At 53.5% G+C, this 13,885-nt stretch carries 13 protein-coding genes; 7 read left to right on the top strand and 6 right to left on the bottom strand.

Annotation, left to right across the window (positions count from 1 at the left end):
• The first annotated feature begins 209 nt into the window (after window positions 1-209).
• The 5 genes from BMX66_RS15890 to BMX66_RS01215 all read left to right on the top strand — a co-directional run bounded on the left by BMX66_RS15890 (window position 210) and on the right by BMX66_RS01215 (window position 5,782).
• Complete coding sequence (locus BMX66_RS15890; RefSeq protein ID WP_255398742.1) at window positions 210-851, top strand: hypothetical protein; 642 nt, start codon at window positions 210-212, stop codon at window positions 849-851.
• Window positions 852-1,480: 629 nt separating this feature from the next.
• On the top strand, window positions 1,481-3,445 hold the full coding sequence (locus BMX66_RS01230) for an ATP-dependent DNA helicase (protein WP_090877599.1): 1,965 nt from the start codon (window positions 1,481-1,483) through the stop codon (window positions 3,443-3,445).
• A 182-nt stretch (window positions 3,446-3,627) separates the two neighbouring features.
• Window positions 3,628-4,341 (top strand): hypothetical protein, encoded by a 714-nt coding sequence (locus BMX66_RS01225; protein ID WP_090879643.1) that lies wholly within the window; start codon window positions 3,628-3,630, stop codon window positions 4,339-4,341.
• Window positions 4,342-4,547: 206 nt separating this feature from the next.
• Window positions 4,548-5,183 (top strand): DUF2238 domain-containing protein, encoded by a 636-nt coding sequence (locus BMX66_RS01220; RefSeq protein WP_158593358.1) that lies wholly within the window; start codon window positions 4,548-4,550, stop codon window positions 5,181-5,183.
• A complete protein-coding gene (locus tag BMX66_RS01215; protein WP_090877596.1) occupies window positions 5,180-5,782 on the top strand; it encodes a DUF2238 domain-containing protein in 603 nt (200 codons plus the stop codon). Before BMX66_RS01220 ends, BMX66_RS01215 begins: the two co-directional genes overlap by 4 nt.
• Before the next feature lie 69 nt (window positions 5,783-5,851).
• Here BMX66_RS01215 and BMX66_RS01210 read toward each other — a convergent pair whose 3' ends face one another.
• The 3 genes from BMX66_RS01210 to BMX66_RS01200 all read right to left on the bottom strand — a co-directional run bounded on the left by BMX66_RS01210 (window position 5,852) and on the right by BMX66_RS01200 (window position 8,723).
• Complete coding sequence (locus BMX66_RS01210) at window positions 5,852-6,085, bottom strand: hypothetical protein (RefSeq protein ID WP_090877594.1); 234 nt, start codon at window positions 6,083-6,085, stop codon at window positions 5,852-5,854.
• A gap of 539 nt (window positions 6,086-6,624) precedes the next feature.
• Window positions 6,625-7,560: a cyanobactin maturation protease PatG family protein gene (locus tag BMX66_RS01205; RefSeq protein WP_090877592.1), complete on the bottom strand. Its 936-nt coding sequence runs from the start codon at window positions 7,558-7,560 to the stop codon at window positions 6,625-6,627.
• 290 nt (window positions 7,561-7,850) lie between these two features.
• Window positions 7,851-8,723, bottom strand: coding sequence for a S8 family peptidase (locus BMX66_RS01200; protein WP_090877589.1), 873 nt, complete (start codon window positions 8,721-8,723; stop codon window positions 7,851-7,853).
• A 221-nt stretch (window positions 8,724-8,944) separates the two neighbouring features.
• On the opposite strand from BMX66_RS01200, the gene BMX66_RS01195 reads away from it, so the two are divergent.
• Both BMX66_RS01195 and BMX66_RS01185 read left to right on the top strand, forming a co-directional pair.
• Window positions 8,945-9,241, top strand: coding sequence for a hypothetical protein (locus BMX66_RS01195; protein WP_090877587.1), 297 nt, complete (start codon window positions 8,945-8,947; stop codon window positions 9,239-9,241).
• A 485-nt stretch (window positions 9,242-9,726) separates the two neighbouring features.
• Window positions 9,727-10,023 (top strand): hypothetical protein, encoded by a 297-nt coding sequence (locus tag BMX66_RS01185; RefSeq protein ID WP_090877582.1) that lies wholly within the window; start codon window positions 9,727-9,729, stop codon window positions 10,021-10,023.
• Between the two features lie 218 nt (window positions 10,024-10,241).
• Here the strand turns inward: BMX66_RS01185 and BMX66_RS01180 are convergent, their stop codons facing one another.
• The 3 genes from BMX66_RS01180 to BMX66_RS01170 all read right to left on the bottom strand — a co-directional run bounded on the left by BMX66_RS01180 (window position 10,242) and on the right by BMX66_RS01170 (window position 13,863).
• Window positions 10,242-12,110 (bottom strand): AMP-dependent synthetase/ligase, encoded by a 1,869-nt coding sequence (locus BMX66_RS01180; RefSeq protein ID WP_090877580.1) that lies wholly within the window; start codon window positions 12,108-12,110, stop codon window positions 10,242-10,244.
• Window positions 12,111-12,487: 377 nt separating this feature from the next.
• On the bottom strand, window positions 12,488-13,390 hold the full coding sequence (locus BMX66_RS01175) for a tyrosinase family protein (RefSeq protein ID WP_090877578.1): 903 nt from the start codon (window positions 13,388-13,390) through the stop codon (window positions 12,488-12,490).
• Window positions 13,387-13,863 carry a hypothetical protein gene (locus BMX66_RS01170; protein WP_090877576.1) on the bottom strand — a complete coding sequence of 159 codons (477 nt, stop codon included), beginning with the start codon at window positions 13,861-13,863 and terminating at the stop codon, window positions 13,387-13,389. Before BMX66_RS01170 ends, BMX66_RS01175 begins: the two co-directional genes overlap by 4 nt.
• Window positions 13,864-13,885: the final 22 nt, after the last annotated feature.

Genomic DNA, 13,885 nt, shown 5'->3' with positions numbered 1-13,885 from the left:
GCGTTGCCAGCCGCAATAATTCTTCGGCTTCTCAAGGCCTCGAGATGTCGCCGCATTCGTTCGCACGACGCATGTCCGTTCTCATTCCCTTTAATTTCGGACCAGGTATCACGCTCAATCGCTACAGATCTTTGAATAACCAGGACTGCATTTGCCCTGTGATTCATTGGTCCTGATCATTCGGCGTCTGCCGTAATTGTTCAGTTCTCGTGGGAGAAACACTGGAACCAAGAGAACCGTTAAAAATTATCGCACATTATCGCCGCATACATATCTTGAGACACTTTAAACATAAGGAAGTTGACAAAGTATCGAGAAAATTGGTAATCTATGCTTGTGGGTCATACTTCCCCAATGCATTTGGCCCGTCAACTCGGTTTCTCCGCAGGTGTCGTGTGAAAACAAGAAGGTTTCTGGCGATAGTTTCAATGGTGTCCATACTCGGTTTTTTGGCTTCATGCGCACCGATGAGTCCTTATGAGGCAGTCAATAGTCCCACTCTTCGTAAAACTGTTCAGAACGCGAGAACACGCAGCGATCATGATGCTTTAACCCGGTATTTTGAAAACCTGGCTGAAGAAATGCGAATGAAAGCGGCGGAGCAAAAAAAATTGCTTCAGCATTATGAGGAAAAAAGTTACCTATACGGTAGACAAGCCCAGGATCGGCAATCCCATACATGGGCTTTAATGGTCAGGTATGAGCAAGCGGCCAAGACAAGCCTGAGCAAGGCAGCCTCACATCGTCAAATCGCAGCGGAATTGGGGCCAGATGTTTATAATAATTCTCCCGACCGTCAAACAGCCGAGACTGTCAACGATGCCGCCAATCCCCGCTTCAGAAATAACTGAAACGATGGGACTGAAACAGCTGAGGTAAGCGTAACGAAAAAACCGTTTTTACTCTCCTTGAATTCCCCCTAAGCAAGCCCGCTATAGCGAAGGCAAGTCAACTAGCCCATCGCCGAGGCGGTCTTTAATTGATGATATGAAATCAGTCCGGCTAATCTGCAGGGAAATACCATTATTGGTAAAGAGATGGCTCCCGCTAATAATTCTTGTTATCTGTACGATACTGAGCATCGCGGCGTTGAATGGGTTGGCCAGAAATATCGCCCAGAAGAGGGATGTTCTCAGCGACCCGTTATGTAATCGGCTTTGGAAAAAGACATATCACATCGGGCACACGTCTCATGCAAAGGACGATAACAAGAAAACCAGGAAAGGATTAAAAACCGGTTTCCTGAAAAAGAGTTTGAGTAAGCCCCTGGCAACGCGGTTGACTTACCTGAGCGAGAGGCCGGGGTCGAGATATTCTTCGGTTGTGTGTTGTAATGAAAGTACGTCGCCCGCGCTTATCAATTAGATTAGCCACGCCCAGGAAGTAGTTCCATTCAACTGACAAACAGCAATCAGAGCTGTTAGGCAGTGCCTTACTCGAGGCGCTGCGTTATCATGGCGGCAGTTACCCCAGCTTCCCCATGCCTAATATTGATTCTTTCTTTTCCGCCGCTGGCTCCCTCGCCCGCACTGTGCCTGCCTTCAGCGTTCGCTCGCAGCAACTGGAAATGGCGCAGGCGATAGCGGAAACCATTGCCGCAAATTCGATTCTCGTTGCTGAGGCTGGCACCGGCACAGGCAAGACCTTTGCGTATCTGGTTCCAGCGTTGCTGGCAGGCGGCAAGGTGATCATCTCCACTGGCACGAAAACGCTGCAAGATCAGCTTTTCAATCGCGACATCCCCACCGTGCGGACCGCCCTCAAGGCGCCGGTCACCGTGGCTTTATTGAAAGGACGAGCCAATTACGTCTGCCATTATCATCTGGAGCGCACGGTGCACGATGGACGCACCAGCCTTCCCAGCCGCCAAGAGGTGAAGTATCTGAAGCTGATCGAGCGCTATGCCTCTGTCAGCAAGACCGGGGATAAAAGCAGCTTGAGCGAAGTGCCGGAAAATGCCGCGGTCTGGCAGCAGGTGACCTCCACCCGCGACAGTTGCCTTGGTTCGGAATGTTCCCATTACAAGAATTGCTTCGTTATGGAAGCGCGCAAGCAGGCACTTGCAGCAGATGTCGTAGTAGTCAATCACCATTTGTTCTTTGCTGACGTCATGCTGCGTGATGAAGGACTGGCTGAGTTGCTTCCCACCTGCAATACCGTGATATTTGACGAAGCTCACCAATTGCCGGAAACCGCCAGCCTGTTTTTTGGCGAATCGGTGGGTACCAGCCAATTGCTGGAGCTTGCTCGTGACGCCGAGGCCGAAGCGCTGCGGGGAGCAAAGGATTTTACCGCCCTGCCCCAGGCCATTGCCATGATGGAAAAAGCGGCGCGCGATTTCCGCCTGACCATTGAAGGCGAGAATACACGGATGCCGCTGGCCGCCATAATGAAAAATTCGAAATTCGGCGGCGCGCTGGATGAACTGCTGAAAAAACTGGGTGCTCTGGTAGAGTTACTGGAGAGCCAGGCGGAGCGCTCGGAAGGACTGGAAAATTGCTGGCAACGCGCGCGTGAAATCGCGATGAGCATAAGACGGTGGCGCGATCAGGCAGAAACCGAAGGATTCGTGCGGTGGGTAGAAGTGTTCAGTCAGGCACTGCAACTCAATGCCACGCCGCTTTCCATTGCGGAGATATTCAATAAGCAGTTGAACGGCGGGCCGCCGCGGGCATGGATATTTACCTCCGCAACCCTGTCGGTGAAGGGCGACTTCTCTCATTACAATAACGAAATGGGATTGAAAGGATCGAATTCCATGCGGTCGGCCTGCTGGGAAAGTCCGTTTGACTTTGCCAATCAATCACTGCTGTATGTGCCAACTGGCCTGCCCGAACCCAGTAGCGCAGGATATACCGAAGAAGTGGTGAAGGCAGCTCTGCCCGTATTAAAGGTCAGCCGGGGCCGCGCATTTTTCTTATGCACGAGCCTGCGGGCAATGCAGCGGGTCCACGAATTGCTGCTGGAGGCATTCAGGCAGGAGCAACTCGACTATCCCATATTGCTGCAAGGCCAGGGGTCGCGCTCGCACATGCTGGAGCGTTTTCGCAAAATGGGCAATGCCGTGCTGATCGGCAGCCAGTCTTTTTGGGAAGGGGTGGATGTGCGCGGCGAGGCGTTGTCGGTGGTAATAATTGACAAGCTTCCCTTCGCTCCGCCTGATGACCCGGTGCTCGCTGCGCGTATCGACAAAATCAATAAAGAAGGGCGCAATGCCTTCATGGAATATCAACTGCCCCGCGCTGTTATCAACCTGAAGCAGGGAGCCGGGAGGCTAATTCGCGATGAAACCGACCGTGGCGTATTGATGATCTGCGATCCTCGTCTCATCACCAAACCTTACGGCAAGAAAATCTGGCAAAGCCTGCCATCGATGAAACGCACGCGCAACGTCGCAGAAGTCGAAGATTTTTTTTCAGCAAAAGACGCCGTGGCGGGGGTGTAAGATCGACACAGGCCAGGGTCGGCGATTGCACCGGAATCTTGCGATTTATCTCACTCTTTCCTTTAAAAGATAAAAAAGTACCAGCGCAGACAAGGCGTCAACCAAGGTCTGTCGTCATCATGCTCTTCATTCAACTTCACAACAGGGCTGATATGCTCTGCTTTATTCGCTATGCGAAAATCATGTGGGCCCTTCTTGCCTGGCTGAGCCTCACGCACGATGCACAGAGCCAAGAGAGCGACGCATCCGGCAACTCCCATAGCAGTAGACCTGAGCCGATGGTGTTTGACTTGGTGGATCCGCTCGGCGCGCCTAAAGGCGAATTCGAGATCAATACTTTGCTGGACTATTCAACGCGCACAGGCCAGCTTGAATGGTCGCCGGAAATAGAGTATTCCTTCGCTGACGGGTACGCGATCGAACTGGAACTGCCGCTCGAAAACACGTTATTGAAAGAGTATAAGGTTTCCTTGCAGGGGATCTTTGGCAAGCTTGACAGCGGCAGGATGATTCACGGCTGGCAAGCCATCGGGCGTCGAAAGAACGAGGAAAAAGCCTATACGGCCGAGATTTTGTATTTGAACGATTATAAATTTTCCACCAAGTGGAGCATGATGAATATGTTTGGCGTCAGGCATACCACCCTTGGCAAGTCCGGTGATTTCGTAGGCTTGCTCAATAACAGTTTGTTTTACAGTTATTCAAAACATCTCTCGCTTGGAATCGAGCTCAATGGTGAAATCAGGGAGCAGGAGTGGCGTTACCGGTTGACGCCGCAGCTTCAATATGTCTTCAACAAGCAGGCAATACTCCAACTCGGAGGCGGTCCATCTCGGCTGAATGAGGAAAAAAAAACGGATTGGCTGCTCACTTCACGCCTGATTTATAGCTTCTAGAAACGCTTTCCTGGGACCTTCAGGTCTCAAATGTACCCCACCGTACAGATTCAGCTATCCGAACGTCAGAAACTAAAGCGCGTGCTTAATTTCATATAGCTTTTCCGATTATTAAAAGCGTATGTTGCTCGCATCGGGTTTGCCGGGGCGTAATCGCTCCGCTCGAAACCGTTCTCCTTATTTTGAATGAAACGGGTCGCCGCGCCTTGCCAACAACTCCCCCACCATTTAGCAAAAACCGCTTCCTGCAAATTGTGCTGGCAGTTTATGCGCTGGTCTGGATTGCCACAGCGATCAATCCGCTCGATTGGCTGGTGTGGATCCTGGAGAATATTCTCGTCGTTGTCCTGGTCGCCATCCTCGTGGCGACTTACCGGCGATTTGCTTTCTCGAATCTGTCCTACCTTCTGATCGTGCTTTACCTCAGCCTCCATGCCGTTGGCACGAACACCGGCTATGCGCAGACACCCATTGGTTTTTGGCTAAAAGAGGTGTTCGACTTGAACCGCAATCCGTACGACCGAATCATACATTTCACATTCGGGCTGTTGCTCGCATACCCATTTTACGAACTGATAGTCCGCGCAGGCGGCTTGCGCGGCTGGGTCGCGCACTGGTCGCCCGTCAGCATAATCCTGGCAGCGAGTGTCGGCTTTGAAGTGATGGAATCGTTCATCGCAGAGATTGTCAGTCCGGGTACCGGCCCGGCGTGGCTTGGCGCGCAGGGGGACGAATGGGATATGCAATTCGACTTGGCTGCCGCTCTGCTTGGCGCGCTTGCGGTAATGCCCTTTACATATTGGGAAGAGCGGGTTGCCGCCAAACTCGGTGGGCCTCCATGAACGAAAGACCTTTCCGGGAACGCTGGCTGCTCCATGTACTTTGCGCCTGCTATGCAATCGTGTGGACCATCGCAGCGATTGATCCGGTGAAACGCAGCGATTGGCTGCTCGAAAATCTTCTGGTTTTCGCTTGTGTGCCCGTGCTGATTTTCACCTATCGCCGGCTGCCGCTTTCGGATATTTCCTATATCCTCATTTTTTTCTTCCTCGTCATGCACACCGCGGGCGCACACTATACCTACGCAGAAGTACCGCTAGGTTACTGGCTCAAGGAAGCGTTCGATCTGCAGCGAAACCATTTTGACCGGATCGTCCATTTCTCGTTCGGAGTTATGGCGTATCCGGTTCAGGAAGTGTTCGTGCGCATCACAAAAGCACGCGGTATTTGGGCAATGCTTCTGCCAGCCGCAATAACGGTATCGTTCAGCGGATTTTTTGAAATCATCGAAGCGGTGATTGCAACGCTTGTCAGTCCGGAGCTTGGCGCCGCGTATCTCGGGCTGCAAGGAGATGTTTGGGATGCGCAGAAGGACATGGGGCTTGCCGTGCTTGGGGCATTGCTGGCAGTGAGCCTTAAGCGCGCGCCTGCTCAAGCCTGAAAACCTAGACGTGCGGTGATGGCGGTTAGCAAGCCGATAGGATGACAGAGCTGGAAGTACCGTCTTACGTCACGAGCGGTCGCGAAGGTCTTTCACGCCCTTTTCCCCTGCACAATGATTACAGCAGAACATCACGCCGTTTTTCTCCAGACCATGCCCTATAATCCGCGCTCGGCAGTGCGCGCAGGTAGGCGCCAGCTTGTTAATCGCACATTCGAAGCTATCGAAAGTGTAGGTTTTACTTGCAGCGATCACCTGAAAAGATTTGTCGTAGTCATTCCCGCACCCATCACATTTTGGCATAAGTCCTCCCCTGTTGATGTCAGTGAGAGCCCGACTGCCCAAGGTGAGCAGATCCGACCCCCTGATTAAAATACAAATGTTTCCTCCTCTTCCTCCTTTCTGCTTCCCGAAACTTCCGCGAGTTCCCGTTGAAAGGAAAGCCCCTTGAATCTTACGGCACCGTTATGTCAACCGGATTCAGGCTGTTAATGCAAAGCGTAGTATCCGGAATCGGCCACGAAGCGGAATCTCAAGGCAAACCTGGCAGGGGTCCTGATGAGGGCAGATTAAAATCGAGTTGCTCGAACCGGCCCCCAGGGAAGAATGGGACACAAGGTGGCGTCACAAGTGCAACTGCCCGAGGCAAGGTTGCAATCACAAAACAATGTACATCCCGAGCCGATATCTATCGTTCGTATCATCTGTGGCACGACCGCTGAACTATTATTCATGGAAACGCCCTGTACACTCATGAGGTAATTTCCAGCTGTTCCATAGAGGGATGCTTCTGCGGTAAATCCTGGCATGTTCATGGGTATATCTCCTTTCAATCAATTAAGTTACCGGTCATAGTATGGTGACATCTTGGCGACGAGGAAGGGAAACTCCTCGGTCATGTCGCAGCGCACAAAGTACTTCTCCGTAAAATCGGTATTACGGTTGGTATAGGAGAAAATGACATCGACGATGTTGCGCCCGCTGCTCAGTGGGGACGGACGCACTTCCACCCCCGTCAGTGAACAGTCCTGTCCATACTCTTCCGCCGCCTTTGCATAGATGGCGGGATAACGCATGGCGAGGTAGTTCAATGCACGATGCTCATCGGTCGCCCCGGCGTTGTCCGTCATTTGCATGATCCTGTCGAACAGTTCCTCCGCTGCCGGACCGAATTGCTTGTCCGTCATCTTCTCCGGCCGAGGGATGGCCTTGATGAGCGTCTCGCGGCCGAATGAATAGATCTGGTCGAAGACGATAATGGGCACCATCAAGCCGTTACACATTTCCGGCGGGGCAATGGGTCCGCGCAAACCGATAACGACATCGATATCATTGGGGGCAGGTGCGGGACGGGTGGCGTCCACCAGCATGTCGATATCCGCCGGATCGCGGGGTTGCAGGAGGTAGGTTTCCAGACCTTGTATTGTCAGCACCCAGCACAATTGGCGCACCAGGTAACGGTTCTGGCGCTCGGATAGAACCGCATGAAACGCCTGTTGATCGGTTTTTCCGGCAGTTTCCGTGCGTCCGGTCGCCTGGGCGAATTCTTTTTCCGCCGCAAGGTTCGGGAAACGGGCTTCAACCCGGCCGATGGCATAGACATACGAGATCGTCCCGGTACCATTGGGGATCATGCCTGCGGCGCCTCCACAACCACAGCTGCCACCTCCTGTCTGCGGTGAGATCGCCATGTTTGAACGAACCTCGGGACAAGATGCTGCCACCTGCATGTCATTCGCATTAACCGGTTGGTCCATTGTTTCAGCTTGTTCATTCATATTGCTGCTCCCTTGATAGACGTTAACGTAACTGACAAACTCGACAATCCGGATTCAACAGCTTCTCTTACTTCGACCGCCGATTAGTGAAAACCAACCAACGGTTAAGCGCAGCCGCTCGGCGCTCACAGCCTCCGCAGGGCTTTATCCCAAAATAGGAGGTCGTTCGCTTAATCGCATCGCCAAGCCCGATCTCCTCATCGGCAATAAAGCGCGGCAGATGCACATGGTGTCTGGAATCCCCGGTATTGTCGGAAGAGTGGTTTTTTTGCTAGTCTTCGTCATGCTATTTATCTCCCCGCATTCGCTGCAAGCAGGACTTGGGCCGCCGCCGCATCCAGCAGAGGCGGAACGACCGAGGGCCGCCGTGGTGTAGATGTTTTCTTGATGGCGAGTTTGATTTGCGCCGCAGTGGCGGCAGGAAATTCGGACCAAAGCAGTGCAATGGCGCCGGTCACGAAGGGTACGGCAACACTCGTTCCTCCAAGAGTGAGCGTTTGGCCGTTAGAACTTAAGCCGGTGATGCTGTCGCCGGGTGCGCTCAAGCCTCGCGTGCCAATTGTGCCACCCAGATTCGATTCGTTTATCGGCCGGCCACGAAGATCGCAGGCTACCACCGGAATGATCCACGGATGGCGGGTAATGGCTGAACTTCCGAGCGTGCCCTGATTGCCCGCTGCTGCGACTATCAGCACCCCGCGGCTGAGAGCCCTGTTGAACGCCTCTTCCAGTGCCTGTTCTCCTTTGGTGGAAGGTTGTGCCAAGGCAAGACTCAGATTGATTATTCGTGCGCCTGCATCGATGCACTCAAGAATTGCCGCTGCCAATTCCTGTGGGGTTGCGCTGGGCATGTGCTCCCGTCCGGCGGTTTTATCGCTAAAAATGGGACGTATGAAAAGCGTACAGTTGGGGCAGATTGCTGGAGCAGGGGAATTCCGCTTTGCGGATAAGATGCCCGCTATAAAGGTCCCATGGAGGCATGCAGTGCTATCGGCCTGAGTACAGGCAGCTCCATTATGTCCGGGAATCTCGCGTAAACGCTCTCTCGCCAGGTCGGCATGTTGGGTGATGACAGGCCCATCGACGAGCCCGATCTTCACATGGGGGCTGCCGCTGGTGCGTTCCATCAACGCGGTAAGCTTGACTAATTCGATGGGAAGCATAAGGCATATAGATACCCCCTATTCCCTGACTCGTTCAGTACGCTATCGAACAGAGCGAGCCTCCGGCCAAGACAAAGTAGCTCCGTGTGCCAACGCACAGAAACGCAGGCAATGTGGCGATTACACTGTCCAACAAGTGCCAAAGCCGGATCCGGTGCTGTGTTCGTTACCTTACTATTCAGGTAAGCCCCGCAACTCTAACACGATGGAGGCCACTTATTATGAGCTACCTAAAACCTGTTCTCACTGCGGCGATACTGGCCGTTGCGCTCACCGGTTGTGAGTCAAAACAAGAAAACCAACGGGAAAAAGCAGTCGAGAAGAAAGCCGATACAATGGAACAAAAAGCAGATGTGGTACGTGAGCGGGGAGAAGCGGCAGCCGATAAGGCTGAGAAGCAGGATCCCGGAATGGATACCAGTGCAACCGAGCGCGCTGCTGAGACTGCCCGCGAAACATCCGAAAGGAGCGCAGATCAGTTGGAGGAGTACGCAGATCGGGAGCGCGAGAAAAAGTAACGGTTAACCTGATCGAATTAGCGGGCGGACCCTCGGAGCATAATCTGAGGGCTTTTAAGGAGCTTTGTGCGCCTTTTGCCGGGTTTGATGCGTGAATTCCCACTAATATCGCTACCTAACGCAACTTGCCAACCTTGCTATTGATCCGTTATTAAATGTGGCTTTAACTACAGCTTGACCAGGGGTTCACATTCGCATTTCATCCAGAACAGTAGATTTCGATACTCTCTACGCACCAGTCGGACCGTGCATATCTCGCCTGTTTCTGAACGCCGAGTCCTATGCTGTTTGCCAGACTCGATGGTGTCGGTTTTATGGCTCGGCGGGCGGATCAGTGAAAGATAAACCGTAATATCACTCCGGATTAATCTTTCGGAATATGCAGCAAAAGCCTCATCCACTTTCCCTTCGCGTGCGCCACCGTACATAACAAAAGCCACAGTGGTGATTACACTGTTTACTTGGAATTGACTGGAGGCCATATCGTGAACAATCTAAAGCCTGTTTTCACCGCGGCAATATTGACTTTTGCGCTTGTCGCCTGTGAATCCAAGGAAGAAAACCAGCGGGAAAAAGCGGTCGAGAAGAAAGCCGATACAATGGAACAAAAAGCGGATGTAACACGCAAACAGGGAGAAGCAACAGCCGACCGGATTGAAAACCAAGGCCCGGGAATGGATACCCACACGAACGACCGTACCGCTGATGCAGCCCGCGAAACCGCGGAGAAGCGCGCCGATCAGATGGAAGAGCAGGCGGATCGCCTGCGTGAACAAAAGTAACGGTAGATCAAACCCTTGTCCGTTTCCGCAATCCGGAAGCGGACAGCGAAAGCGCTTAATGGACGGTATAGGCAGCCTGTGGCTTTCGTGGCTTCCGCTTCTGTTGCTGCTTCTATTGCTGTTTACCGAGCCTTAGGCAAATGATTTGCTAAGCTTGTCACTGGGTATTGCAGTAATCAGGGGCAGTTCAAAGCATGCATTCCGACGCAGATTTGGGATCACTCAGGTTTTCTATACAGTTCGTCGATCTTGTCGGCAAAACGTTTTTCCATTTCGGGACGCTTCAATTTCAATGTCGGTGTCAGAAGGCCGTTTTCCACGCTCCATGGTTCTAACGTCAAATGCACCGCGCGAACACGAGCGTATTTTGGAAAACTGTGCAACGCGGCCTTTATTTTGTTCAGCGCGGCGCCTCGCACAGCGGAATTCCCGAGGGATTGGACATCGTCGGCCTTCAGGCCGAGACTCTTCGCCAGATTCGTCCACTCACGCTGGTTCAGCACCAGCAGCGCGGCAAGGTAGGGCTTCCCTTCGCCTACGATCATCGCCTGGTCGAAGAGTGAATCCTGGACGATTGCCATCTCCAGATCGCCTGGCGGGACTTTTTCCCCGCTCGATGTGACCAGGATTTCCTTGAGCCGGCCGCAGATGAATACGTGGTTTTCCGAAATGCGTGCCTGATCGCCGGTATGAAGCCACCCTTCCGAATCGATTGCGGCATGCGTGTCTTCCGGTCTGTTCCAATAGCCGAGCATGATTCCGGGGCTGCGCACCAGCAGTTCGCCTTCATCACCAATGCGAATTTCAACCCCCGGCAATGCCATACCCGCCGATTCCGGAATATTGTCGTCAAGACGATTGGCTGCCAGGACTGGCGAGGCCTCGGTCAGACCGTAGCCTTGTATCAGCGGGAGTCCCAGCCCGATGAAATATCGTGAAACATCGCCATAAAGTGGACCTCCGCCGCTTACCGCGAGTCGTAACCGACCGCCGAGATGCACCAGAACCTTTTCCGCTACCAGCGGGCGTAATACTGGCCAGGCGAACCGGTACCACCTGCGGGACTGTTTCTGTCCCTGCCGGTGCTGCCCGGCGGTAAATCGGTCCCATCCGATTGTCATGGTCCAGTCGAGTAGCCGCGTGGCGAATGGTCCTTTCTCCTCCACTTGCCGGCGCATTTTGGTGCGAATGCCTGCGAAAATCTGCGGCACTCCGATAAGTATTCGAGGTCGGACGGAATTCAGGTCCTCGGCGAGATCCTTGAGTGAACGGGCATGGGCCACGCTGCTGCCAGCCATGATGGGTACATAATAGCCGACAGTGCGCTCGAACATGTGCGAGAGCGGCAATAACGAAAGATAGACGTCTTCGCGATAGCCGGGTATGGCCTTGAGCACTGCCTCCGCGTTCCAGAGAATATTGTGGTGTGAGAGCATTACCCCCTTGGGTTTGCCGGTTGTGCCCGAAGTATAAACAAGCGTGGCAAGCGTCCGAGGATCGGCTGAACGGAATTCATCGATATCAGTCTGACCATCGTCCTGGCCCTTGGCTTCCCCTTTGGCAGACTGATCGGCTTCCGCAAGCCAGTCGTCCACACCCTTCAGCACCCTCTCGTTATCAGCATTGCCGGTGGGGCGCTGCACACATAACACTTTCCCCAGCCCAGCCAGATCGGCGCACAGCGGAGCAAGCGTTTCCCACCGACTTTGAGTCCCTGTCAGAAGCAGGCGAGCCCCAGAGTCCGCCAGGATATAAGCAATATTACTCTGCGCATCCGATGGGAAAAGCGGCACCACAACAAGTCCCAGCGCCATGGCAGCCTGGTCGAAACATACCCATTCCACCGAGTTGCGCAGCAGGACTGCAACCCGATCGCCGGGAGCGAAGTTCTCCTGCCGGAGGGCGCGCCTCCAGCGTTCCACCAGTACGCCCATTTCCCGCCAGGTAAAGGCCTGCCATTTCCCGCTGTCGGCATCAAACTGCCTGTAAGCGGGGGAATTAGGCGTCCGCTTGATGCGCAAGGCAAACAACCCGGGCAGCGTCCCCGCCTCGGTGCATGAGATGATGTCTGTCGTTTGCGATGCCATGGGTCAGGGGCTCCTGACTGTACTAAAGAGTTACGGAGGGTTTTGTGTAATTCGCCGGGAAGCGCCCTTCTCCTTCGTCCTTCGCCGGACTCGCCGCATTTATTCATGATAGATTATATTGCGGCAAATGCCATTTTCCCCGGAAATGCGGCAAAGACGCATGTGCTAAAAGAAGCCAAGATGAGGTTGCGGTCCCAAGCTGGACAGCATCATGGGTACATGATCAAAACGGATTTTTCTTCATTCAATTTCTTCGACAGTTTCCGATGAGCTTTAAGGAGATGACAAATTAGCCTTGGCTAGAACACGCAGTCAAAAAGTCAAAAGGGTGCGTGAAACTTGATTCTTCACGCACCCCTTCTTCGTCAGGCATTCGATCAAGTTTGCAGTTCTGTCAGATCGGAAACCGTGTCGTATTCGTAATACCGCTGGTAGTCGACCATATCGCCAGGCGTGACAGTGTCCTCGTAGATGCTGTACAGCGCATCGTCTACCCGATGAAATTGGAGTGTGTCCGGCGCGCTCATATCGGGTAAATACGGTGCGTCAGGGTGTCTCTCCTGCCAGGCGGCCCAGATCCGATCTACATTGCAATGATGCAAAAAGAATACCGGATCATTCGGCGATGATGATAACGACATGTCTCCTCCTACCCATACATGTACGTTGTTGTGAATGCGCTCATTCCCGATCCAGCCTTCGAGAAGGTTGCGCACGCCACCTGGCGAAGATGAGCTAAACGGTGAAGTGTCATAAGCCGCCTGGTCGCGGACGATCATTCGTACTCCGGTCCGGGTAGGAAGCCTGCCTGCATCGCCAAGGGCACGTTGCAGCGTTCGATCCGTTCGTCGCAGGTCACCAGTCCTCAGGCTCATTTCCAGGCGGACCCGCCAATCGGAGCCGGCAAATTGTCCGAGATTGGCGTTGCTCCATATCGGCGATGTGACAGGTTCGGGAAGTTCCGCGTCCGCGTTCCAATCCCAATATGGAATCCTGAATTCAGTGTCGTCTACTGCCTGCCGCAGTAATCCTTCGAGAGTGATAAGGAAATATCGGTGCCAAGGCAGAAATGATGGGCCCGAGTGTGCGGCGTTACGGTCACTCTGAGTGGGCGGGGTCATCAGCATCATCGACTGGTGGTGCCAGAAAACGAAAGAGTCGTAGATCGACAACCCCTCCTGTCCCGGCCACGGAAACTGCGCGGGGTCTTTAAGCCTTCTTACCCCATCGATGTACTTCTGAGCAGCATCGGCGTCAGTGAGGAAGTTGCGGCGGATCATTGGTGGCCTCCCCCGTGACTATGATCATGGTCGTGGCCCTGATCGGGATGCGGATCAGATTCTGAAAACGCATCCGGGTAAGCGTCCATAACCTGTTTCATCAAATCCACCGCGGAAGCATAAGTTACGAATGGCGTTGCATGCGTGAAAACCTGCCCATCCTCATCAACGGAGAGATGCATATCCGCCGGCTTGCCATCGACCTCGACGCGATAGGTGGTGATAATCTTGATAGTATGTCCATTATGCGTGAGCTCGCGCACGCTCGTGGCCTCGTGCTTGCCGTGGGGTGCAAGATAGGTTGGGAATTTTTTCTTCACCCAATCCGGGTGGGACTGTGCGCCTTCCGTTGGCGAGTAGTTTTCTAAAACAGAAGTGTCCGGATTACTGGCCGAGTCGCTTGGCTTTCGGGCCGCCTTCGGCTCCTTGCCCTTCCCCGTGTGTCCCTTGGGGGGAGCCTTCTTTTTTTCCATGACAGTTCCTCCATAAAGATAG

Origin of the sequence: Nitrosovibrio sp. Nv6, from assembly GCF_900110495.1 — a bacterium.
GTDB lineage: Bacteria > Pseudomonadota > Gammaproteobacteria > Burkholderiales > Nitrosomonadaceae > Nitrosospira.
This window is presented reverse-complemented; position numbering and strand designations above follow the sequence as displayed.